At 65.2% G+C, this 24,407-nt stretch carries 26 protein-coding genes; 8 read left to right on the forward strand and 18 right to left on the reverse strand.

Features of this window, described 5'->3' with window-relative positions:
* Nucleotides 1-3: 3 nt before the first annotated feature.
* From WI560_RS18450 to WI560_RS18475, 6 genes are all read right to left on the reverse strand, one after another.
* Nucleotides 4-957, reverse strand: coding sequence for a dihydrodipicolinate synthase family protein (locus tag WI560_RS18450; RefSeq protein WP_375304320.1), 954 nt, complete (start codon nucleotides 955-957; stop codon nucleotides 4-6).
* 154 nt (nucleotides 958-1,111) lie between these two features.
* On the reverse strand, nucleotides 1,112-1,990 hold the full coding sequence (locus WI560_RS18455; protein ID WP_375304321.1) for an SDR family oxidoreductase: 879 nt from the start codon (nucleotides 1,988-1,990) through the stop codon (nucleotides 1,112-1,114).
* Between the two features lie 192 nt (nucleotides 1,991-2,182).
* Nucleotides 2,183-3,043, reverse strand: coding sequence for a MaoC/PaaZ C-terminal domain-containing protein (locus tag WI560_RS18460; protein WP_375304322.1), 861 nt, complete (start codon nucleotides 3,041-3,043; stop codon nucleotides 2,183-2,185).
* 144 nt (nucleotides 3,044-3,187) lie between these two features.
* Nucleotides 3,188-3,577, reverse strand: coding sequence for a Zn-ribbon domain-containing OB-fold protein (locus WI560_RS18465; protein ID WP_375304323.1), 390 nt, complete (start codon nucleotides 3,575-3,577; stop codon nucleotides 3,188-3,190).
* Nucleotides 3,577-4,734, reverse strand: a complete 1,158-nt coding sequence (locus WI560_RS18470) for a thiolase domain-containing protein (protein WP_375304324.1) — start codon at nucleotides 4,732-4,734, stop codon at nucleotides 3,577-3,579. The genes WI560_RS18465 and WI560_RS18470 overlap by 1 nt, the downstream gene beginning before the upstream one ends.
* A gap of 910 nt (nucleotides 4,735-5,644) precedes the next feature.
* On the reverse strand, nucleotides 5,645-9,136 hold the full coding sequence (locus WI560_RS18475; RefSeq protein WP_375304325.1) for an indolepyruvate ferredoxin oxidoreductase family protein: 3,492 nt from the start codon (nucleotides 9,134-9,136) through the stop codon (nucleotides 5,645-5,647).
* 282 nt (nucleotides 9,137-9,418) lie between these two features.
* On the opposite strand from WI560_RS18475, the gene WI560_RS18480 reads away from it, so the two are divergent.
* Nucleotides 9,419-10,660 carry a c-type cytochrome gene (locus WI560_RS18480; protein WP_375304326.1) on the forward strand — a complete coding sequence of 414 codons (1,242 nt, stop codon included), beginning with the start codon at nucleotides 9,419-9,421 and terminating at the stop codon, nucleotides 10,658-10,660.
* A gap of 48 nt (nucleotides 10,661-10,708) precedes the next feature.
* Here the strand turns inward: WI560_RS18480 and WI560_RS18485 are convergent, their stop codons facing one another.
* Complete coding sequence (locus WI560_RS18485; RefSeq protein WP_375304327.1) at nucleotides 10,709-11,353, reverse strand: trimeric intracellular cation channel family protein; 645 nt, start codon at nucleotides 11,351-11,353, stop codon at nucleotides 10,709-10,711.
* 166 nt (nucleotides 11,354-11,519) lie between these two features.
* Here WI560_RS18485 and WI560_RS18490 point away from each other — a divergent pair, with 166 nt between their 5' ends.
* Complete coding sequence (locus WI560_RS18490) at nucleotides 11,520-11,912, forward strand: hypothetical protein (RefSeq protein WP_375304328.1); 393 nt, start codon at nucleotides 11,520-11,522, stop codon at nucleotides 11,910-11,912.
* A gap of 102 nt (nucleotides 11,913-12,014) precedes the next feature.
* Here the strand turns inward: WI560_RS18490 and WI560_RS18495 are convergent, their stop codons facing one another.
* From WI560_RS18495 to WI560_RS18505, 3 genes are read right to left on the reverse strand one after another with little or no spacing between them, the layout of a single operon-like run.
* Nucleotides 12,015-12,824, reverse strand: coding sequence for an oxaloacetate decarboxylase (locus WI560_RS18495; protein WP_375304329.1), 810 nt, complete (start codon nucleotides 12,822-12,824; stop codon nucleotides 12,015-12,017).
* Nucleotides 12,825-12,875: 51 nt separating this feature from the next.
* Nucleotides 12,876-13,226 carry an antibiotic biosynthesis monooxygenase gene (locus WI560_RS18500; protein ID WP_028136985.1) on the reverse strand — a complete coding sequence of 117 codons (351 nt, stop codon included), beginning with the start codon at nucleotides 13,224-13,226 and terminating at the stop codon, nucleotides 12,876-12,878.
* A gap of 23 nt (nucleotides 13,227-13,249) precedes the next feature.
* The gene (locus WI560_RS18505; protein ID WP_375304330.1) at nucleotides 13,250-13,558 is read right to left on the reverse strand and encodes an NIPSNAP family protein; all 309 of its coding nucleotides are present in this window, start codon (nucleotides 13,556-13,558) and stop codon (nucleotides 13,250-13,252) included.
* Nucleotides 13,559-13,766: 208 nt separating this feature from the next.
* On the opposite strand from WI560_RS18505, the gene WI560_RS18510 reads away from it, so the two are divergent.
* Both WI560_RS18510 and WI560_RS18515 read left to right on the forward strand, forming a co-directional pair.
* Nucleotides 13,767-14,465 (forward strand): ArsR/SmtB family transcription factor, encoded by a 699-nt coding sequence (locus WI560_RS18510; protein WP_375304331.1) that lies wholly within the window; start codon nucleotides 13,767-13,769, stop codon nucleotides 14,463-14,465.
* Between the two features lie 258 nt (nucleotides 14,466-14,723).
* Entirely contained in the window at nucleotides 14,724-14,972 is a 249-nt protein-coding gene (locus WI560_RS18515; protein ID WP_257194206.1) for a GCG_CRPN prefix-to-repeats domain-containing protein, read from the forward strand.
* Nucleotides 14,973-15,127: 155 nt separating this feature from the next.
* On the opposite strand, the gene WI560_RS18520 is transcribed toward WI560_RS18515, so the two are convergent.
* Nucleotides 15,128-15,415: a twin-arginine translocation signal domain-containing protein gene (locus tag WI560_RS18520; RefSeq protein WP_375304332.1), complete on the reverse strand. Its 288-nt coding sequence runs from the start codon at nucleotides 15,413-15,415 to the stop codon at nucleotides 15,128-15,130.
* 204 nt (nucleotides 15,416-15,619) lie between these two features.
* Nucleotides 15,620-15,934, reverse strand: coding sequence for a hypothetical protein (locus WI560_RS18525; RefSeq protein ID WP_375304333.1), 315 nt, complete (start codon nucleotides 15,932-15,934; stop codon nucleotides 15,620-15,622).
* Nucleotides 15,935-16,066: 132 nt separating this feature from the next.
* Between WI560_RS18525 and WI560_RS18530 the strand changes: the two genes are divergently transcribed.
* Nucleotides 16,067-16,720, forward strand: a complete 654-nt coding sequence (locus WI560_RS18530; protein ID WP_375304334.1) for a glutathione S-transferase family protein — start codon at nucleotides 16,067-16,069, stop codon at nucleotides 16,718-16,720.
* 75 nt (nucleotides 16,721-16,795) lie between these two features.
* Nucleotides 16,796-16,948: a hypothetical protein gene (locus WI560_RS18535; protein WP_257180518.1), complete on the forward strand. Its 153-nt coding sequence runs from the start codon at nucleotides 16,796-16,798 to the stop codon at nucleotides 16,946-16,948.
* 28 nt (nucleotides 16,949-16,976) lie between these two features.
* Here the strand turns inward: WI560_RS18535 and WI560_RS18540 are convergent, their stop codons facing one another.
* The 3 genes from WI560_RS18540 to WI560_RS18550 form a co-directional block, all read right to left on the reverse strand.
* Complete coding sequence (locus WI560_RS18540) at nucleotides 16,977-17,324, reverse strand: hypothetical protein (protein ID WP_375304335.1); 348 nt, start codon at nucleotides 17,322-17,324, stop codon at nucleotides 16,977-16,979.
* Nucleotides 17,325-17,338: 14 nt separating this feature from the next.
* On the reverse strand, nucleotides 17,339-17,761 hold the full coding sequence (locus WI560_RS18545; protein WP_375304336.1) for a hypothetical protein: 423 nt from the start codon (nucleotides 17,759-17,761) through the stop codon (nucleotides 17,339-17,341).
* Between the two features lie 138 nt (nucleotides 17,762-17,899).
* Nucleotides 17,900-19,432 (reverse strand): acyl-CoA carboxylase subunit beta, encoded by a 1,533-nt coding sequence (locus WI560_RS18550; RefSeq protein WP_257194200.1) that lies wholly within the window; start codon nucleotides 19,430-19,432, stop codon nucleotides 17,900-17,902.
* Nucleotides 19,433-19,808: 376 nt separating this feature from the next.
* On the opposite strand from WI560_RS18550, the gene WI560_RS18555 reads away from it, so the two are divergent.
* Both WI560_RS18555 and WI560_RS18560 read left to right on the forward strand, forming a co-directional pair.
* Complete coding sequence (locus WI560_RS18555; protein ID WP_375304337.1) at nucleotides 19,809-20,402, forward strand: hypothetical protein; 594 nt, start codon at nucleotides 19,809-19,811, stop codon at nucleotides 20,400-20,402.
* A gap of 79 nt (nucleotides 20,403-20,481) precedes the next feature.
* The gene (locus tag WI560_RS18560) at nucleotides 20,482-21,477 is read left to right on the forward strand and encodes a dienelactone hydrolase family protein (RefSeq protein ID WP_375304338.1); all 996 of its coding nucleotides are present in this window, start codon (nucleotides 20,482-20,484) and stop codon (nucleotides 21,475-21,477) included.
* A 138-nt stretch (nucleotides 21,478-21,615) separates the two neighbouring features.
* Here the strand turns inward: WI560_RS18560 and blaOXA are convergent, their stop codons facing one another.
* From blaOXA to WI560_RS18575, 3 genes are all read right to left on the reverse strand, one after another.
* A complete protein-coding gene (gene blaOXA / locus WI560_RS18565) occupies nucleotides 21,616-22,434 on the reverse strand; it encodes a class D beta-lactamase (protein ID WP_375304339.1) in 819 nt (272 codons plus the stop codon).
* A 68-nt stretch (nucleotides 22,435-22,502) separates the two neighbouring features.
* A complete protein-coding gene (locus tag WI560_RS18570; protein WP_028136997.1) occupies nucleotides 22,503-22,766 on the reverse strand; it encodes an EscU/YscU/HrcU family type III secretion system export apparatus switch protein in 264 nt (87 codons plus the stop codon).
* A complete protein-coding gene (locus tag WI560_RS18575) occupies nucleotides 22,763-24,346 on the reverse strand; it encodes a flagellar hook-length control protein FliK (RefSeq protein ID WP_375304340.1) in 1,584 nt (527 codons plus the stop codon). Before WI560_RS18575 ends, WI560_RS18570 begins: the two co-directional genes overlap by 4 nt.
* Between the last annotated feature and the right edge of the window lie 61 nt (nucleotides 24,347-24,407).

A 24,407-nucleotide genomic window follows, 5' to 3' on the forward strand; every position in this document is an offset into this window, starting at 1 on the left:
CAACTAGCCTGCTGCGCTGGATTGCGGGCCGAGATTGGCGCGCTTGTCGAAACGGGCGACCCGCGACAAGAGATAATCCACCTCGGCCTTCGCCGTCGCCGTGATCGTCGCGCCAGGCTTGCGCTGCGCGCTGGAGGCGATGATGCCGCGCTTCTGCAGCACGTATTTGCGCACGGTCAGGCCGACGCCGGGCTGCTGCTCGTAGCGGATCAGCGGCAGATGGGCGTCGAAGATGTCATGCGCGGCATCGCGCTTGCCGGCCTTGGACAGATTGACGACGTCGATCAGGAGCTCCGGGAAGGCGTAGCCGGTCATGGCGCCGTCGGCGCCCCGCTCCATCTCGAAGTCCAGGAACGTGCCGCCATTGCCGCAGAGGATCGACAGCGGACGGAGCGAGCCGTCCTTCTGGAAGCCGCGCAGCGTCGAGATCTTCTCCAGGCCCGGCCAGTCCTCGTGCTTGAGCATCACGCAGTTCGGATTGTCCATGACGATCTTGCGGATCACGGACGGTGTGAACACCACCTGCAAGGTGAGTGGATAATCCTGGAGCACCCAGGGCACGTCGGGGCCGATCGCCTCGGCCGCCTGCTTGAAGTAACCGATGATCTGGTCGTCGGTGCGCAAGCTCGGAGGCGGCGCGATCATCACGCCTGCGGCGCCTGCGTCCATCGAAGCCTTGGCCAGCGAGCGCATGGTGGCAAAGCCCGGTGCGGAAACGCCGACGATGACCTGCATCTTCTTGGCGCGCTTGACGTAGCGCACCGCCACCTGCTCGGCCTCGGCGGCATCGAGCTTCGGGGCCTCGCCGAGGATGCCCAGCACCGTGACGCCGTCGCAGCCGACCTCCTCGTAGAAGTCGGTCAGGCGGTCGATCGAGCGCTCGTCGATCCGGCCGTCGTCATGGAACGGCGTCGGCGCGATTGCGAAAGTGCCCTTGGCATCGGCGGTGAGTTTCATCGGGTCTCTCTGTCCTATCAATTGTCGTCATTCCGGGATGGTCCGAAGGGCCAGGCCCGGAATCCATAACCCCAGCTGGTGGTTATGGATTCTCAGATACGCAATTGCGTATCACAGCTCGCGACTACGTCGCGCCCCGGAATGACGGAAAAGGCTAAAACCGCCGCGCCCCCATCTTGATCTGCTCCTCGGAGAAGAAGATCTCCTTGGCGTGATCGACGATGTCCTGGGCGTTCCAGCCCGAATGCGGCGGTTTCCAGCCTTCCATTTCCATCATCCGCATCTCGCGCACGCCGCGGGGCCCGGACACGCCCAGCACCTTGCCGGTCTGGTCGCCCGACAAATCGCTGACCATGTATAGCACGGCCGGCGCGATGCCGTCCGGCCCCAGCGCCGCCCCCGGGTTCTCCTTATAGCGGGGCAGGTCTGCGGTCATGCGGGTCAGGGCCCCCGGGGCCAGGGTCCAGACCCGGATGTTGTACTTGCGGCCCTCGATCGCCAGCACGTTGGACAGGCCCCAGATGCCGCCCTTGGCCGCACCGTAGTTGCTTTGGCCGAAATTGCCGATCAGCCCGGATGTCGAGGAGGTGTTGACGATGACGCCACCGCCATTTTCCCGCATCCAGCGAAACACCGGCAGGGTGCAACAAAAGGTGCCCTTCAGGTGGACCTTGATGACCTTGTCCCAGTCGGCCTCGGAGGCCTTGGCGAAGGTCTGGTCGCGCAAAATGCCGGCATTGTTGACGAGGATGTCGGCACGGCCGAAATGCTTGATGGCGTCGTCGAACACCGACTGGCCGCCCTCCATGGTGGAGATGTCGGCGCCGTTGGCGACCGCCTTGCCGCCCTCGGCCTTGATCGCGTCCACCACCTGCTGCGCCATTGACTTGTCGGAGCCGGAGCCGTCGCGAGGCCCGCCGAGATCGTTGACGACGACCGAGGCCCCTTCCCGCGCGAACAGTCTTGCGTAGGCCTCACCGAGCCCCCCGCCCGCGCCGGTGATCAGCGCAACCTTGCCGTCGAGCAGTCCCATGGTGGCTTCTCCCTGTTTGTTCTTTCTTTCACCTCTTCCCGCTTGCGGGGAGAGGTCGGAAATCAAGCGCAGCTTGATTTCAGGGTGAGGGGGAGCCTCCGCGAACTCGACTGTCACCGACCCTGCGGAGACTCCCCCTCACCCCGCCCTCTCCCCGCAAGCGGGGCGAGGGAGTGAGACGCCGGTGCCCGTCTAACCCAGCACCGTCTTGCCGTTCTTGATCACGGTGACGCCGCGCGACTTCACCTTGGCTTCGAACGAGATCACGTTGCCGTCCTTCCAGAGGTCCATGGTCACGGTCTCGCCGGGATAGACCGGGGAAGAGAACCGCGCGACGTGCTGGCGGAAGGCGCTGGCGTCGTAGTCGGCATAGGTCTGCAGCACGCCGCGGCAGGTGATGCCGTAGGTGCACATGCCGTGCAGGATCGGGCGGGGGAAGCCGGCCTTCTTGGCGAATTCGGGATCGGAGTGCAGCGGGTTGCGATCGCCGCAGAGACGATAGACCAGCGCCTGGTCGGGGCGCGTCGTGATGTCGATGGTCTTGTCGGGGCTGCGCGATGGGATTTTGTGCAGATCGGGCTGCGTCAGGTTCGGCCCGCCGAAGCCGCCGTCGCCACGCGCAAAGCGCGAGGCCACCAGGGTGGCGAGCTTCTCGCCTTTCTCGTTCTTCAGCACGGTCTGGTGCACGATGACGACGCCCTTGTCCTTGCCCTTGTCGTAGACTTCGAGCACGGAGGAATCGGCGGTGATGTTGGCGGCCACCGGCAACGGCTGGTGGAAGGTGATGTCGCGCTCACCGTCCACCACCATGACGCGGTTGAGATTCATCTCGCCCGGCCCCGAGCCCCAGGCCGCCACGGAGGCAAAGGTCGGCACCACCTTGAGCGGCCGCGGCGTGAACGTGCCCTCGTTGACGAAGGCGAGCTCGTTCTCGTCCATGGGATCGGCGCCGAGGCCGATGCCGTAAGCGTAGAGCATCACCTCGCGGTCGGTGTAGGCGTATTTCTGGCCGAGGTTCTTCAGGCCTTTGAGCTCTTCGTATCTGGCGGACATTTTTGTTTGTTTCCTCTGGTTCTCATCCTCATGGTGAGGAGGCGCTCTTGCGCCGTCTCGAACCATGAGGATGCCCGAAACGCTTCTTCGTTGTGGCCATCCTTCGAGACGCTTGCTTTGCAAGCTCCTCAGGATGAGGACCGTCTACACCACCGTGAAGAACGGCAGCGGCGCGCCGTCGGTCGGCTTGAACACCACCTTCACCTTCTGGCCGATCTTCAGCTTCTCCAGATCGCAGTCGATGAAATTGGTCTGCACCGACGGACCCTCCTTCAGCGTGACGTAGCCGATGGCGTAGGGACCGGTCGGCGACTTCCGCATCAGGCTCCAGGTGTAGATCGTGCCCTCGCCCGACGCCTCTTCCCACACCGTCTTGTCGGAGTAGCAGAACGGGCAGATCGAACGCGGAAAGTAATGCGCCTCGCCGCACGCGGTGCAGCGCTTGATCATGAACTTGCCTTGCTTGGCCGCATCCCAGAACGCGGCGGTCTCGGGGTTCGTGACCGGGGCCGGATATTTCTTCGTCTCGCTCATCACACGCGCTCCAGAATGGCCGTCGAGGCGGCATGGCGGACGCCCAGGAGGCCACCGGTGCCGTGGGCGATGGCGAGATCGCAATTCTTGACCTGCACCTTCGGATGCGCCTCGCCGCGCAGCTGACGCACGGCCTCGAGGATCTTGGTCATGCCGCCCCGGTTGACGGGATGGTTGCTGCAGAGGCCGCCGCCGTCGGTGTTGAACGGCAGCTTGCCGACGCCCGAGATCAGGTTGCCGTCGGCGACGAACTTGCCGCCCTCGCCCTTCTTGCAGAAGCCGAGGTCTTCCAGCTGCATCAAGACCGTGATGGTGAAGCTGTCGTAGATCGAGGCGTATTTGATGTCCTTCGGCGTGATGCCGGCTTCCTCGAACGCACGCGGACCGGACCAGATTCCGGCCGAATACGTGAGGTCGAGGTCCTTGCCGCCGCGCGGGCCCTTCATCGCTTCGCCATGGCCGATCAGGCGCACCAGCGGCTTCTTCAGGCTCTTGGCAATCTCCGGCGTCGTCACGATCATCGCGCCGCCGCCGTCGGAGACGACGCAGCAATCCATGCGATGCAGGGGATCGGAGATCATCGGCGAGTTCAGGACGTCCTCGACGGTGACGACGTCCTTGAGCATCGCATGCGGATTGTACTGCGCGTGGTGCGAGGCCGCGACCTTGATCCAGGCGAGCTGCTCGGAGGTGGTGCCATAGTCGTGCATGTGGCGCATGGCACACATGCCATAGGCATTGTGCGTGGTCGCACCGTAAGCGGATTCGAAATCGACCTCGGCGCCGGCGGCGCGCGGCGGCATCGCACCGGTGCGCGGCTTGCCGGCCAGCGTCACAAGCGCGATCGAGCACTTGCCCGCGGCGATCGCCTCGGCGGCATGGCCGAGATGGATGATGTAGGAGCAGCCGCCGGTCTCGGTGGAGTCGATATGGCGGAGCTTCTTGGTATTCAGTCCGAGATAATCGACCATCGGCCAGGCGCCACCGGGCGCATCGCCCGCGCAGAAATAGCCGTCGATGTCGTCCTTGCTGATCCCCGCATCCTCGATCGCCCCCTTGGCGACCTCGGCGTGGAGCTGGGCGGTGGATTTATCCGGCGCATGCCGGGTCGGGTGTTCGTAGATCCCGGCAATGTAGGCCTTGCCCTTGATGGTCAAACTCAGGTCTCCGCTCGCGTTTCTTCTTGCCCCGTTTTTCTGAACCGCACCGGGCGGATTGGCAAGCGCGGAAATATTCCGCCCCGCGAGAGGGTAGCGGGTGAGCGCAAGTGGCAGATACTCACGTGTCCAGGACGCGCTGCAACGCTTCAGCGTTGCTGCGCAGAGCCGGGACCCACGCGGCTGCGTCTTCGTCGCAATATGGGCCCCGGCTCTGCAACGCACCGCCGAGAGGCGCTGCGCTGCGTCCGGGGCACGAGACCGCCTCTCCAGACACACGTTCGCATCCTCGCGGCGCACCTCGCCCGAGTTTTGCTTCCGTCTCGCTCCCTCCGGAAACAGAGGGCGCAGGGAAGACCGGGTGCCGGCTTGGCACCCACGGTCCGCTGTGCGCGAATTGCGCGAAGAACAGTTGCACAGCGGCATACAGGTGCGGCCGAACATCCGGCCTTCCCTGCGCAGTGGCTTTACGGCTTATGTCGCGCTCTCCCCGGGGAGCGTTGCACTATTGCCCCCGTCGCCTTGCGATTGCTCGCAAGACTTGACGCCAGCCTGCGGGCGTCAGGACCACACGATTTTGCCGTACGCGAGACCGCGCCCCGTCGTGCACGAGACAATGCCCGTGCGACGCAGCCCGCGTCCACCGCCGCTCACCCCGCGTTTCGTGACGATCGCGATACGCCCCTCCGAGGGGATGAGGTGGCGGACAGATACGACAATTCCGAATTTCGGTAAAGCGGAATGTTTTGGCGGCTACGGATTGACCCACGCGTGGGTGTTTCTCCCGACGGCAATACAAGCAATGGTGTCGTAGGGTGGGCAAAGCGCAGCGTGCCCACGTCTTCCTCGCAATCAATTGGCAGGTGGTAGGCACGGCGCTTTGCGCCTTTGCCCACCCTACGAGACCGCCCTACTCAGCCGCGATCTGCCTTGGCGCGGGCGGCGGGCTCGCCAGATCCGCGGCGAGCTGGGCGTAGCGCGCCTTGGCGTCGGCCACCGCCTTCTCCTTGACCGGGCCGTAACCGCGGATGCGGTCGGGCAGCGACAGCAGTTCGACCGCGGTGTCGATCGTCACCGGCGACAACAGGCCGAGCACGGTGGCGACGTCCTTCTCGTAGCCGGCGATCAGGTCGCGCTCGAGCTTGCGGTCGGCGCTGCGGCCGAAGATGTCCAACGGGGTGCCGCGCAGGAATTTGAACTTCGCCAGGACGCGGAAGACGTTCAGCATCCACGGGCCGAAGGCGCGCTTCTTCGGGCGGCCGAGCGCATCGACGCCGCTTGCCAAGATCGGCGGCGCGAGGTTGAAGTTGAACTTGAAGTCGCCTTCGAACTGATCGCGGAGCTGCTGCTCGAAGGCGCCATTGGTGTAGAGCCGCGCGACTTCGTATTCGTCCTTGTAGGACAGCAGCTTGGCGTAGTTCACCGCGACCGCGCGCGGCAGCGCATCGCCATAGCCACCCTGCTTGGCAGCATCGCGGACCTGATCCACCAGCTTGCGATAACGTCTTGCCAGCCGGCCATTCTGGTAGGCGGTCAGATGCTTGACGCGATGCTCGATGACCTCGTCGAGCGTCATCGCGTCCAGTGTCTTAGGCACGACGACCTCATCCGTGCCCTTCAGCATGTCGGCCAGGCGCTGGGGATCGGCGACCGCGAGGCGGCCGAGGCGGAAGGCTTCCTTGTTCATCTTGATCGAGACGCCGTTGACCTCGATCGCCTGCTCGATCGCTTCCGCCGACAGCGGGAACAGGCCCTTCTGATAGGCATAGCCCATCATCATCATGTTGGTGGCGATGGCATCGCCGAGCAGCTGCTCGGCCGGCTTGGTGAAGTCGAAGAACACGGAGTCCTTGTGCAGCGCTGTCTCCAGCACCGCGTTGAGCTTGCGGGTCTGGAAGTTGAAGTCGCGGTTGAGGACGAAATCGGCGGTGGGAATGACGTGGCTGTTGATGATGCCGCGGGTGCGGCTGGAGTCGCAGAGCGAGATGGTGTCCTTGGCGACCGCGACCACTTCATCCGCCGCAAGCACCAGATCGGCCGTGCCGGTGACGATGCGCGAGCAGGTCACCTCCGCCGGATGATCCGACAGGCGGACATGGCTGAGCACCGCCCCACCCTTCTGCGCCAGGCCCGACATGTCGAGGATCATCGAAGCCTTGCCCTCGATATGGGCGGCCATGCCGAGCAGCGCGCCGATGGTGAGCACGCCGGTGCCGCCGACGCCGCCGACCGCGATGTTATAGGGCTTGTCGAGCGTCGGGCGCGAGGCCGGCTCCGGTAGCGCACCGATCTCGCTGAGCTCGGCCGGCGCGCGGTGGCGCGGCTTGCCGCCGTCCACGGTGACGAAGGACGGGCAGAAACCCTTCAGGCAGGAATAATCCTTGTTGCAGGACGACTGGTTGATGGCGCGCTTGCGGCCAAACTCGGTCTCCAGCGGCTCGACCGAGATGCAGTTGGACTGCACCGAGCAATCGCCGCAGCCTTCGCAGACAGCCGGGTTGATCATGACGCGGCGCGCCGGATCCTCCATCAGGCCGCGCTTGCGGCGGCGGCGCTTCTCGGCCGCGCAGGTCTGCACGAACACGATCGCCGAGGTGCCCTTGAACTCGCGGCACATCTTCATGACCCTGTCGAGCTCGTCGCGGTGATATTTCTTCACGCCGGGCGCGACGGTGTCGGCCGGATAGGAATCGGGCGCCTCCGAGACCAGATAGATCTCGCGAATGCCTTCGGCGTGGAGCTGGTGGGTGATCTGCTGCGGCGAGAGATCGCCGTCATGGCGCTGGCCGCCCGTCATGGCGACGGCGTCGTTGTAGAGGATCTTGTAGGTGATGTTGGCCTTGGAGGCGACCGCCTGGCGGATCGCCAGAATGCCGGAGTGGAAGTAGGTACCGTCGCCGAGATTGGCGAAGATGTGGTTCTCGTTGGTGAACGGCGCGATGCCGACCCAGGGTACGCCCTCGCCGCCCATATGCGTGAACGTCTCGGTCGAGCGGTCCATCCACAGCGCCATGAAGTGACAGCCGATGCCGGCCAGCGCGCGGCTGCCTTCGGGGACTTTCGTCGAGGTGTTGTGGGGGCAGCCGGAGCAGAAGTAAGGCGTGCGGGAGACGGGTGCGACCGCCTGCATCTGGGTCGCCTGGCGGCCGTTAAACCAGTCGGCCTTGACGCGGAGCATCTCCGCGATTTCAGGATTGAGGTTAAGTCGAAGCAGCCGCTCGGTGAGCGAGGTCGCGAGCGAGGCGACGCTGAGTTCGGCGGCGAAGGTCAGGAAGCGCTTGTCGTGCTCGTCCATCTTGCCGACGATGCGCGGGCGGACGTCGTCGCGCCAGTTGAACAGCTCCTGCTTGACCTGGTTCTCGACGATCTCGCGGCGCTCCTCGACGATGAAGATCTCCTCGAGGCCGACCGCGAACTGGCGCACCCCTTCCGGCTCCAGCGGCCAGGGCATGCCGATCTTGTAGAGGCGGAGGCCTATTTTTGCAGCAACCTCCTCGGTGATCCCGAGCTCGCGCAGCGCCTGGCGAACGTCTTCATAGCTCTTGCCCGAGGCCATGATGCCGAAGCGGGCATTCGGCGAGTCCATGGTGACGCGGTTGACCTTGTTGGCGCGCGCGAAGGCGATGGCGGCAAAGCCCTTGTAATCCTGCAGCCGGCGGTCCTGCTCGAAACGGTCGTCCGGCCAGCGCAGGTTGAGGCCGCCGGGCGGCAGCTCGAAATCGCTGGGGATGATGAACGGCTTCATCTCGTCGGTGAGATCGATCTCGGCGGTGGTCTCCACCGTCTCGGTGATCACCTTCATGCCGACCCAGCAGCCCGAATAGCGCGACATCGCGATGCCGAGCAGGCCCATCTCGATCATCTCGTGGATGCTCGAGGGATAGAGATACGGCATCAGCGCCGACATGAAGGCGTGGTCTGACTGATGCGGGACGGTGGAGGATTTTGCGCCGTGGTCGTCACCGGCAAGGCAGAGCACGCCGCCGTTCTTGGCCGAGCCTGCGGCATTGCCGTGGCGGAAGACGTCGCCACAGCGGTCGACGCCGGGGCCCTTGCCGTACCAGATGCCGACCACGCCGTCATATCTGGCGCCGGGCGAGAGGTTGAGCTGCTGCGAGCCCCAGACGGCGGTGGCGGCGAGGTCCTCGTTCACGCCAGGCTGGAACTTGATGTTGTACTGTTCGAGATGCTTGCGCGCGGCGAAGAGCTGCTGGTCGTAGCCGCCGAGCGGCGAGCCGCGATAGCCGGAGATGAAGCCCGCGGTATTTAGACCGTTGGCGCGGTCGCGCCGGATCTGGGCCATCGGTAAGCGCACCAGGGCCTGGATCCCCGTGGTGAAGACGTGCCCGGTCTCCTGGGTATATTTTTGATCGAGACTGATCGGACCCTGGTTGATGCCCATGCTGTCCTCTTTTGCCGCCCTGTTCAGGTCTTGCTCACTTAAGCCGTTGCCTTCCCGTTATTTTTAGCTAGGGCGCGCCGACCAATTCCGCCACTCTATGTCGGATATTTCACGATCCGCACCACAAATCTGGACCAAAGCGAGCGCCGGGTAAAAATCGCAATTTCGTGGCCTGAAACACGCGTGCCGTTTTCAATTTGTGTCACCATACCCCCGGCGTCGTGAAACGAATGGACGCTCACTCGTGCCGGATGCGGGCGTTTGGTCGCAGGAGTGGCTTCGATGCGGACGATTCTGACTGGCTCGGTTGTGGTCGGCCTGGCGTTGTGCAGTGCAGTTGGAAGCGCAGCCCGCGCCGCCGAGCCGTCGCCGGAGCTGATCGCCTACGGCAAGACGCTGGTCGAGGCCGGCGGCTGCGCGGGCTGCCACACGGCCGATCCCGCAAGACCGTTCGCGGGCGGCAAGCGCATCGACACCCCCTTCGGCGCGATCTATGCGCCGAACCTGACCCCGGACCGCGACACCGGGATCGGCGCCTGGCAAGATGCCGATTTCACCCGCGCCCTGCGCTATGGCATCGCCCCTGACGGCTCGAACTATTACCCGGCCTTTCCCTATCCTTATTTCACGAAGATGACGAAGGACGACACGCTGGCGATCCGCGCCTATCTCGGCACGCTTGCGCCTGTCGTGAGCCGCAACAAGCCGCCGGAGCTGCGCTGGCCATTCGGTTATCGCGGCCTGATACGGGTCTGGAACGCCATGTATTTCAAGCCCGGCCTGTTCGAGCCGGACCAGAGCAAGAGCGCGGCCTGGAACCGGGGCGGCTATCTCGTCACCGGGCTCGGCCATTGCGGCGCCTGCCATACGCCGAAGAATTATTTCGGTGCGGACAGGGACGCGCAGGCGCTGGCCGGCAACGAGGTCGCGGGCTGGTTCGCTCCGCGGCTCGATGGCGCAGCGCGCACCGGATTGAAATCGTGGAGCGAGGCGGACATTGCGGAGTATCTGCAGAGCGGACGCAACGCCAGGAGCCATGCCGGCGGACCGATGGCGGACGTCGTCGTCAACTCGACCTCGAAGATGAGCGATGCCGATATACGCGCGATCGCGCTGTATCTGAAGAGCCTGCCGCCGGCACGGCGCGAGACCATCGTGACGCCGCCGGACGAAGCCGAGATGAAAGCCGGCCAGGCGGTCTACGCCAAACTCTGCGTCGCCTGCCACGAAGCCGACGGCATGGGCGCCCCGCGGATCTATCCGCCGCTGCCGGGCAATGCGCTGCTGCAATCCAACAACCCATCCTCCACCTTGCGCATCATCCTCGACGGCGCCCGCACCGTGACCACACCGCGCGCGCCGAACACCGGTGAGATGCCGGGCTATGCCGGGCAATTGTCCAACGAGGAGATCGCGGCCGTGACGAACTACATCCGCAATTCCTGGGGCAATGCGGGATTGCTGGTGACGCCCGCGCGGGTCGCGAAGGCGAGGCAGCAGGGGCGAATGGGGAGTAGCGAATAGCGAGTTGCCTAGATCCATTCGCCATTCGCTATTCGCGCGCGATCGCGCCTACTTCTGCTCATCCTCGGTGAACACGAATTTCGGCATCTCCCATGTGTAGCGCACCGCCAGCAGGCGGAAGCTGATGCCGAGCACGAAGGTGAGGATGGTCGAGAGCTCGGCGTTGAGCTCGAGGCCGAACGCGGTGGCGTAGAACAGGCCGGTCACCAGCGACACGCTGGCGTAAAGCTCGGAGCGAAACAATAGCGGCACGTCGTTGCAGAGCACGTCGCGCAACACGCCGCCGGCGCAGCCGGTCACCATGCCCGAGACGATGACGATCGGCAGCGAGGCTTCCATCTGCCAGGCGACGTCGCAGCCGGCCATGGTGAAGACGACGAGCCCGATGGCATCGAGCACGATGAAGGCGACCTTCAGCCGGTGCACCAGGCGCGCGAACAGGATGGTGAGGAACGCCGCGCCGCCGGCCAGCGCGAGATAGATCGGGTTCTGCACCCAGGCCAGCGGATAATGTCCCAGGAAGAGATCGCGCAGCGTGCCGCCGCCGAGCGCGGTGATGCAACCGAGGAAGCAGACTCCCAACCAGTCCATGCTGCGGCGTCCGGCGGCCAGCGCAGCCGTCATGCCCTGTGCGGCTATCGCGACCAACGACAGGAAATGCAGCACGCTATCGGTCGGCGGCAGGCTCCACATCGCTAGTTCCTCCTCGCGCGCCCTGGGAACTCGCCTTCAGTTCCCGATAGCAACAGGTTCCCGATTCCTGACGGTTGAGCAACATGCGACGAAAGCACAAGGAGGCGCGGAACAGAATCTCGCATCTACGGGTTGTCCGGGCGTCATAACCGAGGAGACCCAATCGATGGCTGACGACCGTTTTCCCAACGATCCGTACCGCCCGAACCTCGCCGACGATGAGTATCTTCGCACGGCGCGCCGGGATGCCGACCTTCAGGCCGATCCCCAGCTCGGCGAAGGCCCCGCCTCCAGCGGCAAGGTGGCCTTGTTCGCCGTGGCGATCGCACTGGTGCTTGGCGCCGTGTTCTACGGCTTGAACAATACCAGCACGACCAATCAGGCCAGCAACCCGCCGGCGTCGCAGACGGCGCAAACGCAGCCGGCCAATCCGACCGCGCCTCCCGGCATGCGCGACGTGACGCCGCGCACCAACACCGCGCCGGGCGTGACCACGGGCGCGGCGCCGAGCAGGCCGGCCCCGGATGCTCAGACGCCGCCGGCTGAGGGCGCGAAGTAACGAAAGGCCGCGGTGTATACTGGATGCCCCGCCTGCGCGGAGCATGACACCGAGAGGATGAGAGAGCGGCGGGACGCATAAAGTCCCGCCGCTTTCGTTTGGTCAGCTGAACATCTTGTTGAGCTCGCCGCCGGGGTAGCCGCTGCCGAGCTCGGTAAACGTCCCCTTCTCCGCCATCTCCTTTGCCGCGCGCATGAAGCCGCCCCAGGCGGCGCGGGCCAGCGAGCCGCCGACGCTGATCCGGCGCACGCCGAGATCCTCGGCCTCCTTCAGCGACAAGCCGGACGCGCCAATCAGGAGATTGAACGGCTTTGGTGCGACAGCCTTCACCACGGCGCTGATGTCCTCGCGAGTTTTCAGACCCGGCGCATAAAGGCAATCAGCGCCGGCGTCGGCATAGGCGGTCAGCCTGTCGATGACGAGCTTGAGATCGGGCACGCCCCACAAATAGGCTTCGCAGCGGCCGACCAGCAACGTGCCGCTGTCGCCGATCGCCTTGCGCGAGGCCTTGATGCGCTCGACCGCGAGCGTGCGATCATAGAGCGGCTTGGCTTTGTCGCCGGTGGAATCCTCAATCGACAGGCCGGCAACGCCGGTGCGCACGCAGCGCTCGACATTGTCCGCGACCCTGTCCGGCTCGACCGCAAAGCCGCCCTCGAAATCGGCGTTGACGGGAATGTCGACGGCCGAGCTCAATGCTGCCAGATGCTGACAGACATCCTCGACCGTGACGTGGTTGTCGGCCTTGCCGATGGTCCAGGCAAAGCCCGCGCTCGACGAGGCGATCGCCTTGAAGCCGAGATGCTGCAATGCCTTGGCGCTGCCGACGTCGACCGGATTGGGCAGGATGAAGCACCCGCTCTCGTGCATCTTCTTGAACGTCGCGCGCTTGTCAGCAGTTGTCACATGCATGTTTCTCTCCCCTATTTGCCGCGATGACATAAGCGCGCATTCACGCCGGCGCTAGTGCGCATCGTGCACGGCGCGACTATCCTTCGGCGCCTGCTCGCGGTCGCTCATGCTGTAGTCCCGGATCACGCTGGCGATGCGCAGATGATAATCGGCGAAGATCTTTGCGCGGCCCTTGGCCTGGGTGCGGCGGTGCTCCATCGTGTTGCGCCATGCGGCGACGGCCGCCTCGTCGCGCCAGAACGACACCGACAGGATCTTGCCCTTCTCGGTCAGGCTCTCGAAACGCTCGACCGAGATGAAGCCGTCGATGGTTTGCAGCAGCGGCTTCAGGTCGGCTGCGAGGTCGAAATAATCCTGGCGGTGTTCCGGCTTGGGCCAGACCTCGAAGATCACGGCGATCATGGGCATCTCCTGCTGTTGACAGGCTACAATACCACCTTGCGCAGGAAGGTGCGCTCTTCGGCGAGGATGAATTTGTGTTCCTCGGCGAAATGGAAATTGGCCATGCCTTCGGCGTCCTGCCGCAGCCGGGCGCGATAGGATTCATAGGCGGCCAGGCTCTCGAAAGTGATCAGCCCAAAGGCGATGTTGTTGGTGCCCTCGTGCGGCATGAAATAGCCGATCAGGTCACCGCCGCATTTCGGGATGATGGTGAGCCAGCGCTTCGCATAATCCTCGAATTGCGCGCGCTTGAACGGGTCGAGCTGGTAGCGGATGAAGACGGTGACGGACATGATAGCTCCTGTGTTTCCAGCATCATTGCGAGCGCAGGTCTCGTAGGGTGGGCAAAGCGGAGCGTGCCCACGTCCTTCGTCCGCAACGACGATTGGTGGGCACGTCGCTGCGCTGCTTTGCCCACCCTATGGGCGCGCTTCTCGCAATGACGAACTGGTGAGACGCTACCTCCTTGCCCGACTTCAATGCTTCGGCTACCATCGAAGCATGAAATCAGGACCCGACATCGCCATGGTTGCTTCGTTGGTCGGCGATCCCGCCCGCGCCAACATGCTCACCGCGCTGATGAACGGCCGCGCGCTGACCGCGAGCGAGCTGGCGCAGGAGGCCGGCATCACGCCGCAGACTGCGAGCTCGCATCTGGCCAAGCTCGAGGCCGGCGGGCTGGTCGAGCCGGAGAAGCAGGGCCGGCACCGCTATTATCGCCTCACCGACGACGACGTCGCCGGCGTGCTCGAAGGCCTCGCCGGACTTGCGGCGCGGACCGGCCATATGCGGGTGCGCACCGGGCCAAAGGATCCGGCGCTGCGGCGCGCGCGGATCTGCTACGACCATCTCGCCGGCGATCTCGGCGTGCAGATGCTCGATTCCTTGCGCGAGCGGAATCTGGTCAGGCAGAAGAAGCAGGACATCGAGCTGACCGCCGAGGGCGAGCGCTTCGTTGCCAAGCATCTGCAGATCTCGCCCGACATGCTCGCCCACCCGCGGCGCCCGGTGTGCAAGGCCTGCCTCGACTGGAGCGAGCGGCGGCATCACCTCGCCGGCACGCTGGGGGCCGCCATGATGCAGCGCTTCGCCGAGCTGAAATGGGCGGCACGCGACACGACGCCCGGCAGCCGCGTCGTGAATTTCACCCGCACCGGCGAGAAGCAGTTTGCCGCGCTGTTCGGCAGCGGCAAGGACTGACCCGCGCGCTCCATTGCGGACCGGAGCGCTGCAGCCGCACGGCAGTTCGGAGCTTTCCCGGCCGGCGGCGCCACGTCTGTCGCCTCAAGCCGCATGCGGGAAACGTTCATGCCGCATTCAGGTCATGATTGGCAGGTTTGGATCGCGTCGTGCCGATGTGTTGCAAGATTCGACATGTCTAATCGCGTCTGCTGATTCTTTGTGCGCCGCTAGCGCCGCCCCCCAAAGACTTGCCCCAAGAACGAGAAGGAAGATCAAATGAAATATCTGTTCGCCGCCGCCATACTTGCCAGCGCGGTAGTCGGTTTCGGCGAGACGGCCAGCGCCGCCGAGGGCTGCGGCCGAGGGTTCTATCGCGGTCCTTATGGCAATTGCCGCCCGATGCGCGGCGCGGTCGTGGTGCGCCCGGCCCCCGTGTATGTCGCCCCGCCGGTCGTCGTCGTGCCCCGCGCCCGCGTGTGCCCCTATGGCCTCCACTGGCACGCCGGCCGCTGCCGCCCGTACTGATCTCTTCCTCGTAAGATGGCCGCGCGGCGAAAGCCTGCGCGGCCATTTTCGTTTTCCGGGGGCTGCCGACGATTGGCCGCGAAGCTGAAGCGTCTCAAAATGAGGCGGGGACCGCTGGCTGCGATCCCCGTCTAATTTACTTCTCTGCCGTGGGCTTACCAGTAATGGCGGCGGTGCCAGCGCCGGTGATGCCGGCGCCAATGACGGCGGCGCCAGCCCCAGTGGCGGTGATGGCCGCGCCAGTGCACCTGCTCGGGACTCAGCTCGGCGGCTTCCTCGCTGGTGGTGACGGCAGGATGAGCGTCGGGATTGTCCTCCCGCATGCGCTTGGGATCGCCGACCGGCTGCGGTGACAACGGCGCGGCCTGCGCAGCGGTCGCGGCGAAGGCAGCCGCTCCGGCCGTCAGTCCCAATGCAAGTTTCAGAAAATTCCGGCGCTCCATGGCTTCTTCCTTCTTGGATCATCGTGCTTGTGATGCAGAAGGAGTGTCGCCGTGACGGCATGAACCGAAGCTGAAAAGTGCGTTCAGATTCGCAGCCACCAAGATGAAGATTTCGTAGCCTGGATGGAGCGCAGCGCAATCCAGGTTCGTGCGTCATACAAGACCCGGACTACGCTTGCGCTCCATCCGGGCTACAGGACGTCGCTAAGTCGCGAACTCCTGCGCCAGCACCATGGTCTCGCGCGAGCGCTTCACGTCGGGCCAGTCGCGGTTGAAATCAGCGACCAGCTTTTGCAGCGCGTCGCCTTTCAGCATCGCCGCGAGCTTGGCCTCGTCATCGAACTGATACATCGCCTGGTGCAGCGAGGGATCATCGAGGCTCCAGAATCGCCACGCCTTGCTGACACCAAACGCCTTCACCGCGTCGGGCAGATGTTCCGTCTCGTACCATCGGTCGAAGGCGGCGCGCTTTTCGGCGTCAGGGACGACGGCGCGGACGACGAAGTAAGCTGCGGGCATCGGGTTTCCTCCTGTCTTGTTCGAACCGAGACTAGCCGCTTGCGGCGCCCGCGACAAAAAGAGTTGGCACCGGTGTCGGAATGGGCGCCCTTCGCCCGTCCTCTGCATCGAACCAGAACACGGAGACAGCACATGGCCGACCTCACCCTGACCACCTTCGCTTGGGTTCCCGAACCGCCGCGCGGCTTCGTGCGCGACCTCCGCGTGCGCTGGGCACTCGAAGAGGCCGCCCTGCCCTATCGCGTCGCCAGCGCGCCGTTCGACGATCGCGGGCCTGCGCACTTTGCCCACCAGCCGTTCGGCCAGGTGCCGTGGCTGACCGACGGCGACCTCTCGATCTTCGAGAGCGGCGCGATCCTGCTGCATCTCGGCGGGCTCAGCGACAAGCTGATGCCGGCAGGTCCGCGCGGCCGCATCGAGACGACGGAATGGGTGTTCGCGGCGCTCAATTCGGTGGAGATGGCGAGCCTGCCCTGGGGAATGTCGAAGTTCATGGGACATCCGACCGACACGGCGGCGTGGGCATTCGTGGACAACTTCCTCAAGCTGCGCTTGAAGCACCTTGAGCCGGTGCTTGCGGGGCGCGAATGGCTGGCCGGCTCCTTCTCCGTCGCCGACATCCTGATGGCGGACGTGCTGCGGGTCGTCGATGGTTTCGGCGGCCTGGCGGACAGCCCTGCCTGCCGCGCCTACGTCGCGCGCGCCACCGGCCGCCCGGCGTTCCTCAAGGCGCACGCCGACCAGCTGGCGCATTTCGCTGCGGCGGATAAGGCCCGTGGAACGTGATCCGCCTCACATAATCGATCCAGCACCCGGCCTATAGTCGCCAGCACCGGACGGAAGCAAATCGAAAGGTGACACATGGTCCGCATCGAATATCTCAAGCGACAGATCGCCCGCGCCGAGCGGCTGGCCAAAGCCATCCTCGACCGCCAGACCGCCGAGCGGCTGCAGGCCTTCGCCGCCGAATGCCGCACGGAATTGTCGGAGCTGACAGTCAAGCAGGCCGCGTGAGGCATGCTGTTGCCGGGTGCGCGGCGCTTTACACCAGCTTCAGCGGCGCATCGGCAACGACGCGGAGGTCGATGCTGCCGATCAACGCCGCACGCCGCGCCTCCGCGGTGCTGATCGCCTCCTCCGTCTGCCGCAGCGTGCTCACGTTCGAGCCGAGCGAGACGATCCCGCCCAACGCCAGGGCGATCGAGCCGAGCGCTACGGTCTGACCGAAGCCGAACAGGCCGAGGATCGTCACCACCAGCAGCGCGCCCCCGCCACCGATCGCGATCTTCGATGCCAGGATGTACTTGCGGCAGCGCTCGGCAATCTCGGCCAGCCGCTCGATGCGATCCTCGATGTCGGAGATTTCGTCGGTCGGACCGTTCTCAGTCATCAGGACGCCACTGCTTAGGACACCGGCACAACGCATGCTGGGATAGGCCCAAGCGACATAGCGGGCTCGCGCGAAGAATCGCCAGAACTGACAGGTGCATCAGAATCCCTTTCAAGGCCGGGTAAGACCCTGACGCGAACAGCCACCCTGTCCCGCCTTCGATCGGTGATCGCTTCGTAGCGCAGACTATCCGGCCCGCTGTAACCGGATCGTGCCAAGTAGAAGATGCTTATGCCGCGGATCCAGCGCCCGATACAGGCTCGATCCCGTCCGCTGTCGCTGGCCACCTCGAAATCCTCAATGCGATAACAGACGATCCCGTGTTCTGGTGACTTCATGAGCAAGAGCTGGGGAAGCTCGACCGGCGTGCACGTATTGTCCGCATCGGCATAGCCTTCGATAACGGTCTCTTCCGACGTCCGGGCGGTGACGGTCATCTCGCTCTCTTGTGCGAAGCAGGAGATGTCCGTCGCCAGGACTGCGGACAAAACACCCAATATCAGGCCGCACGATCCGATGGCGCGCCGCCATGATCTCGATCGACGACGCCGAAATGCCATGACGTCTCCCGTCCCTCACAATGGCAGATTGTCGTGCTTCTTCGCCGGCGCTTCGACCTTCTTGTCCTTCAGCATCGCCAGGGCCCGCGCGATCCGCTTCCGCGTCGAATGCGGCATGATGACATCGTCGATGTAGCCGCGCTCGGCGGCGATGAAGGGGGACAGGAAGCGGTCTTCATATTCCTTGGTGCGCGCGGCGATCTTGTCGGGGTCGCCGATGTCGGAGCGGAAGATGATCTCGACCGCGCCCTTGGCGCCCATCACCGCGATCTGGGCGGTCGGCCAGGCGTAGTTCATGTCGGCGCCGATCTCCTTGGAGGCCATGACGTCGAAGGCGCCGCCATAGGCCTTGCGGGTGATGACGGTGACGAGCGGCACGGTGCACTGCGAATAGGCGAACAAGAGCTTGGCGCCATGCTTGATCAAGCCGCCATATTCCTGCGCGGTGCCCGGCAGGAAGCCCGGCACGTCGACGAAGGTGACGATCGGGATGTTGAAGGCGTCGCAGAAGCGGACGAAGCGCGCGGCCTTGCGCGAGGCGTCAGAATCGAGCACGCCGGCCAGCACCATCGGCTGGTTGGCGACGAAGCCGACGGTGCGCCCCGCAATGCGGCCGAAACCGGTGACGATGTTCTTGGCGAAGGCTTCCGCGATCTCGAAGAAGTCGCCCTCGTCCACGACCTTCAGGATCAGCTCCTTCATGTCGTAGGGCTTGTTCGGATTGTCGGGGATCAGCGTGTCCAGCGACATGTCGACCCGGCCGATGTCGTCGAAGCTCGGCCATTCCGGCACGCCGTCGGTGTTGTTGGACGGCAGGAAGTCGATCAGGCGGCGCATCTGCAAGAGCGTCTCGACGTCGTTCTCGAAGGCGCCGTCCGCGATCGAGGAGCGCGTGGCGTGCACCGAGGCGCCGCCAAGCTCTTCCGCCGTAACGACCTCGTTGGTCACGGTCTTCACCACGTCGGGGCCGGTGACGAACATATAGCTGGTGTTCTTCACCATGAAGATGAAGTCGGTCATCGCCGGCGAATAGACGTCGCCGCCGGCGCAGGGCCCCATGATGACGGAGATCTGCGGGATCACGCCCGAGGCCAGCACGTTGCGGCGGAACACGTAGGAATAGCCGGCGAGCGCGGCGACGCCTTCCTGGATGCGGGCGCCGCCGGCGTCATAGAGGCCGATGATGGGCGCCCTCGCCTTCATCGCCATGTCCTGGAGTTTTGTAATTTTCAGCGCGTGCGTTTCCGACAGCGAGCCGCCGAACACGGTGAAATCCTTGGCGAAGACGAAGGTCTTGCGGCCGTTGACGGTGCCCCAGCCGGTGACGACGCCGTCGCCGGGGATCTTGTTCTTCTCCATGCCGAACTCGGTGGAGCGGTGCTCGACGAACATGTCGAACTCCTCGAACGATCCCTTGTCGAGCAGCAGCTCGATGCGCTCGCGCGCCGTCAGCTTGCCGCGGGCGTGCTGCGCTTCGATGCGCTTCTCCCCGCCGCCGAGCTTGGCACCGGCGCGACGATCTTCAAGGGCGTCCAGGATGTGTTTCATTTGCTCCCGCCAATTCTTAAGCCTTAAGCGACGCCGGGGGTTCTAACACGGCATTTTGCAAGCCGGAAAGCGCCTTTCCGCGTCGCAGGGCTGCCCTGAGGCAGCGGGAAAGCGCAAGGAATTCCAGAGTTTTGCCGGGTAGCCGAGGCTGGAGGCGGGAATGACCGGACGTGCCGCGGTCGGGCTTCGCCATCTCGGCCTGGACGGCGCCCAGACGAGCGCCTGATCCGGGCCGCTGCCCGCGAAATTGGTGTCCTGGCCCGGTTGACCGGGACTGCCGATTCAGGCTTGCTTCGCGCTTGCGATCAGGCGCCGGATGTTGCGTGAGCCCAGTCGGTACGGCGGCGGTCACCACGCTTTGGCTCAAGCATCACTCATGTCCGCGACGCTCGTTTCCCTGCCACCGAGCTCATCGTCAGAGATCATCGGCTTCCTGCGGCGCATGGCCAGCATGGTGTCGGGGCGAAATGGCGAGATGCTGCTGCGCGCCGGGAGCCTGATCGAGCAACTCGGCCAGCGGGCGATGTCGGCCGAGCGGCTGTATCACGAGCAGCAGATCGAGAGCACGCGCAACGCCGAACTGCGCGAGGCCGCCGAGCTTGCCTCCGACGCCATGGTTGGCCAGATCGAGGTGCTGCGGGCGCAGCTGGCCGAGGTCACCGCGGCAGCCGCAGCAGAGCGTGCCGCCTTCGATGCCGAGCGCGGCAGGCTGATCGGCCTGATGCAGGATGCCGAAGGCCATATCGTCAAGCTCGCGACCGAGCTGGACAGCTTGCGCGCCTCGGTCGACAGCTTCAACGAGACCGCGGTCTCGGTGCCGATCGAAGTGCTGCGGCTGGCGCGGACACAGTTCGATTATCTCTCCAGCGGCTTTGCCCGCAAGGGCGACGTGATCTCGCAGGCGATGAGCGAGATCGGCGGCTTTGCAATCGACCAGGCGCTGACCACGAAGAAGACGGACACCGCCTGAGGCATTCAGGTGGCCCGCGTCAAATTGACAGCGTGCCGGCGCGTTGGTCTACTCGCCCAAAATCAATGGGGAGGATCCGATGCCGACGGCATTCCGCATCGCCATGGCGCTCTGCATCTCGACACTGTTCGCCGGCACAGCCGCCCTAGCGCAATCCCTGCCCAGGGAAGTCGCCACCCGCACCGAGATCTACCCGATCCCCTCTCTCACACTCTCCGACCAGCAATTCCTCAGCGGCGATGCCGCCGCAGGCAAGCCGGTGACAGTGGCAGCCGAATTCCGCGTTGCGCAAGGCACCGGCAAGCTTCCCGTCGTGGTGCTGATGCATGGCTCCAGCGGCGTCGGCGCCACCACCGAGGCCTGGGTGCGCGCCTTCAACGCCATGGGCATCTCGACCTTCGTGATCGACGGGTTCACCGGCCGCGGGCTGACGATGGTGGGCCCGAACCAAGCCCTGCTCGGCCGGCTCAATCTGATCATCGACATCTACCGCTCGCTGGAAATCCTGGCAAAGCACCCGCGCGTCGATCCGGACCGCATCGTGCTGATGGGCTTCTCGCGCGGCGGACAAGCGACGCTCTATGCAAGCGTCGATCGCTTCAACAAGCTCTGGAACAAGTCCGGCATCACGTTCGCCGCCTATGTCCCGTTCTATCCGGATTGCTCGACGAGCTATGTCGGCGACGACGGGGTCGTCGCACGCCCGATCCGCATCTTCCACGGCACGCCCGATGACTACAATCCCGTCAGCAGCTGCAAGGCGTTTGTCGAACGGCTCAAGGCCGCAGGGCGCGACGTGGTGCTGACCGAATACCCCGACAGTGCCCACGGATTCGACAGCGGCCTGCTCGGCGTCAGCACCGTTGCGGTGTCGGCCAATTCGCAGACGGTGCGCAACTGCAAGATCAAGGAAGGTGACGGCGGTGTGCTCATGAACGGCGATACCAACGCGCCCTTCACCTACAAGGACTCCTGCGTCGAGCTGAACCCGCATGTCGGCGGCAACCCGAAGACGGCCGCCGAGGCGCGCAAGGCGGTGCAGGAGTTCTTGCAGGCGTTGTTCAAGCTGGGTTGAATGCGCCTGCTCCGCACGCAGTGCCGTAGGGTGGGCAAAGCGTAGCGTGCCCACGAATTTCGGATGATGGAAAGAGCTCGTGGGCACGGCGCTACGCGCCTTTGCCCACCCTGCGAGGGCTGCTCCAGACAGCGCTAGCTAGATCGCGCCGATCTCGGCAAGGCAGGCTTGCGTCAGCGACATGCGCTCGGCGACGAGGCGCGGCTCTTTGCAATCCATGTTGAGCGCAAACACCGTGTGCGCCTCGCCCTTCTCGGCCCAGCCGACCATCCAACCGAGCGACGGCTCGCCGCGCTCTGCACCGAGCAGGCCGGACTTGGCACGGATGACGCTGTCGCCCACCTTGGTCACCGGCAGGATGTCGGCGACGAGATCCTGGCTCCGCTTCGAGATTGGCAGCGCGCGGCGGCGCAGCCTGTCGATGAAATCGATCTGCTCGACCGGATCGATGCGCAAGGCCCCCGTGAGCCAGAACTGGTCGATGCCGCCGCCGATGTCGCGATTGCCGTAGTCGAACTCGTCGAGATATTTCTGCATGCGCTCCTGGCCGATCCGGCGCGCGATCTCCTGATAGACCGGCACCGCGCTGACGGCGATCGCACTGCGCAGCGTGTGATCCTTGTTCCAGGCTTCGATCGGACGCTTCACGCCGTCCCAGGGGAAGACGTCTTTGTCGGGGTCGGCGACGACGCCGGTCTCGAGCGCGATCAGCGAGTTCGGGATCTTGAAAGTCGAAGCCGGCAGCTTGCCCTCGCCCGAGCGATCCTTGTCGCTGGCGACGACAAGATAATCCTCCACCTTGTAGCCGACGAAAGTGCCCGATGTGCCGAGGTCGGTGAATCGCTTTGCGAGACTGTCACGGATCTCGTTGCGCGGCGGCGCGACGTGAGCGAGCGCGCGCCGCGGCAGGATGGCAGATGCGGCGAGCAGGCCGAGAGTGGAGCGGCGGGTCAGCAAAGCGAGACATCCTGAATTGAGCAGCACATCGGCACCATGGAGGCGCCACGTGGTGAAACGATGACGGGCTACCGCCCCCGGCCCGACAGCCGCAGCACGAACACCAGCACCTCGGCGACGGCCTTGTAGAGGTCGGGCGGGATCTCCTCGCCGAGTTCGACCTTGGACAGCGCGCCGGCCAGGACCTCGTTTTCCTCGATCGGGATGTCGTGGGCCTTGGCGATCTCGACGATCTTTTCGCCGATCGTGCCCTTGCCCTTGGCGACGACGACCGGCGCGCCGGAGCCCCTCTCGTAATGCAGCGCGATCGCCAGCTTGGACGGGTCGCTCATGTGGCACGATCCAGGAAATGGCCGGCGCGGGCCGGCGCCGGTTGCGGTGGCGTGCCGTCGCGAACCAGGATGTCGCCGGGCTTGAGCTCGGCCCGCACTAGGGCCTGGCTGAGCTCGCCGATGCCGGCGCGGAGCTGCTGTGCGGTTGTCGGCCGCTCCGCCCACATCCGCACGAAGGTCTTGTCGCCGCTCAGCGTGATCAGCGCGTGGACGGGGCCCGCCGGCTCGACATCGAGCGTGAAGCGCGCGCGCCAGGCTTGCTTGGCGGCATCGGCGGATTCGCCGGTGCCATCGCGCGAGATCTCGAACTGCGCCATCGCGGTGCCTTGCGGCGTCGCGAACGGAATCTCGAAATTCCACTGCGGCACATTCGGATCAACGCGGTGACCGCCGGCGTCGGCCCGATCGGGGAGCGATGCGACCTGAAGCAGGGTCTGCCGCGCGATCGCGGCGTCGGTCTCGTCGAGCAGGCGATGCACGGTCGCAGCGAGCGGCGTATCCGGCGCGAGCGATGGCGAGGCGATGGATTGGGCCGAGGGCAGCGCGCCACGGAACGGCGGCGGTGTCGCACGCGCCGCCACCTCGAAGATCTCGCCGTCGGGCACCGCTTTGTTGGAGCCGGGCACATTGCCGGTCAGGCGCGGCAGGTTTTGCGTGACCTCCTGCAGCAGGCTTGCGGCAAGGCCGGCGGACATGCGCGGCATCGCCATTTGCGGCGCGTCGGCTGCCAGGTCGCCCAGCACCGCCGCTGCGAGATTGGCATTGCGCGGCTGTTGCGCACTTGCGGGAGCGATCGACGGCGATACGGCCGGCTGAGCCGGCGCGGCGGCGGCCTGCGGTGTCGCCGTGGAGCCCGCAGGGATCGCGGCGCCCTGGCTCTGCGGCGCGGCCGTCCCGATCGTGGCCAAGGTCTGGCGCAACACCAGCAGCGCCGCCTTCAAATCCGGAACGGCCCCGGAGGACGGTGCCGTGCCTGCGACCAGTGAAGCCTCGAGGAACAGCCCTGACTTCAGGAAGGCGGATTCGATGCCGCCGCCATCGAGCGCGGGGTCGAGCGGCGTCTGCTGTGTCAGCACGTTCAGCACCGCCTGCTTCAGGCCCGCCGGCAAATCGCTGCCGGTGACGACGGCCGCCAGATTGGCGAACAGCGGCGCCTGGCTGCCCTGCTTTGCCGCAGCCTCGGCCGAGGCTGCGCTGACGGCGACCTGCTCCAACGGCGTGAGCGTATTGCGCGTCGCGGACGGCGCGAGCGGCGGGCTTTCCACCAGCGAGGCAGCGCGAGGCGTCAGCGTGACCTGATCGGGCGTCGCCTCGCCTGCACCGCTCATGATTGCAAGGCGGATGGTGCCGTCGCTCTTCGACACCGCGAGCTGCAAATTCTGCCCCGGCGTCAGCGCCACTTCCGACATCACGTCCATCGAGAGGTTGGCGATCGCGATCCGCACCAGATTGTCGGCCATCACGCTGACGACCCGTGCGTTCACGACGCTGCCGGCCTGAAGCGCGAGGTCAGGCGTGGTCGCATCAGCTACAGGGCTGGCGGCACTGACGCGTACGATGGAAGTGACCGGCGTCGGCATCTCAGGGGGCCCAAGGGAGCACGGGAAGGAACACCGCCACCCTAACGCCTGCGGCGTAAAC

Source organism: Bradyrhizobium sp. A11 (assembly GCF_042077125.1).
Lineage (GTDB): Bacteria > Pseudomonadota > Alphaproteobacteria > Rhizobiales > Xanthobacteraceae > Bradyrhizobium > Bradyrhizobium japonicum_B.

Coding starts and splice junctions, on each gene's coding strand:
- WI560_RS18510 (WP_375304331.1), top strand. CDS start 13,767: ATGAAATCAGGACCCGACATCGCCATGGTTGCTTCGTTGGTCGGCGAT.
- WI560_RS18530 (WP_375304334.1), top strand. CDS start 16,067: ATGGCCGACCTCACCCTGACCACCTTCGCTTGGGTTCCCGAACCGCCG.
- WI560_RS18480 (WP_375304326.1), top strand. CDS start 9,419: ATGCGGACGATTCTGACTGGCTCGGTTGTGGTCGGCCTGGCGTTGTGC.
- WI560_RS18495 (WP_375304329.1), bottom strand. CDS start 12,824: ATGCATGTGACAACTGCTGACAAGCGCGCGACGTTCAAGAAGATGCAC.
- WI560_RS18490 (WP_375304328.1), top strand. CDS start 11,520: ATGGCTGACGACCGTTTTCCCAACGATCCGTACCGCCCGAACCTCGCC.
- WI560_RS18460 (WP_375304322.1), bottom strand. CDS start 3,043: ATGTCCGCCAGATACGAAGAGCTCAAAGGCCTGAAGAACCTCGGCCAG.
- WI560_RS18465 (WP_375304323.1), bottom strand. CDS start 3,577: ATGAGCGAGACGAAGAAATATCCGGCCCCGGTCACGAACCCCGAGACC.
- WI560_RS18520 (WP_375304332.1), bottom strand. CDS start 15,415: ATGGAGCGCCGGAATTTTCTGAAACTTGCATTGGGACTGACGGCCGGA.
- WI560_RS18525 (WP_375304333.1), bottom strand. CDS start 15,934: ATGCCCGCAGCTTACTTCGTCGTCCGCGCCGTCGTCCCTGACGCCGAA.
- WI560_RS18475 (WP_375304325.1), bottom strand. CDS start 9,136: ATGGGCATCAACCAGGGTCCGATCAGTCTCGATCAAAAATATACCCAG.
- WI560_RS18500 (WP_028136985.1), bottom strand. CDS start 13,226: ATGATCGCCGTGATCTTCGAGGTCTGGCCCAAGCCGGAACACCGCCAG.
- WI560_RS18555 (WP_375304337.1), top strand. CDS start 19,809: ATGTCCGCGACGCTCGTTTCCCTGCCACCGAGCTCATCGTCAGAGATC.
- WI560_RS18535 (WP_257180518.1), top strand. CDS start 16,796: ATGGTCCGCATCGAATATCTCAAGCGACAGATCGCCCGCGCCGAGCGG.
- WI560_RS18515 (WP_257194206.1), top strand. CDS start 14,724: ATGAAATATCTGTTCGCCGCCGCCATACTTGCCAGCGCGGTAGTCGGT.
- WI560_RS18575 (WP_375304340.1), bottom strand. CDS start 24,346: ATGCCGACGCCGGTCACTTCCATCGTACGCGTCAGTGCCGCCAGCCCT.
- WI560_RS18570 (WP_028136997.1), bottom strand. CDS start 22,766: ATGAGCGACCCGTCCAAGCTGGCGATCGCGCTGCATTACGAGAGGGGC.
- WI560_RS18560 (WP_375304338.1), top strand. CDS start 20,482: ATGCCGACGGCATTCCGCATCGCCATGGCGCTCTGCATCTCGACACTG.
- WI560_RS18455 (WP_375304321.1), bottom strand. CDS start 1,990: ATGGGACTGCTCGACGGCAAGGTTGCGCTGATCACCGGCGCGGGCGGG.
- WI560_RS18545 (WP_375304336.1), bottom strand. CDS start 17,761: ATGACCGTCACCGCCCGGACGTCGGAAGAGACCGTTATCGAAGGCTAT.
- WI560_RS18485 (WP_375304327.1), bottom strand. CDS start 11,353: ATGTGGAGCCTGCCGCCGACCGATAGCGTGCTGCATTTCCTGTCGTTG.
- WI560_RS18505 (WP_375304330.1), bottom strand. CDS start 13,558: ATGTCCGTCACCGTCTTCATCCGCTACCAGCTCGACCCGTTCAAGCGC.
- WI560_RS18450 (WP_375304320.1), bottom strand. CDS start 957: ATGAAACTCACCGCCGATGCCAAGGGCACTTTCGCAATCGCGCCGACG.
- WI560_RS18550 (WP_257194200.1), bottom strand. CDS start 19,432: ATGAAACACATCCTGGACGCCCTTGAAGATCGTCGCGCCGGTGCCAAG.
- WI560_RS18540 (WP_375304335.1), bottom strand. CDS start 17,324: ATGACTGAGAACGGTCCGACCGACGAAATCTCCGACATCGAGGATCGC.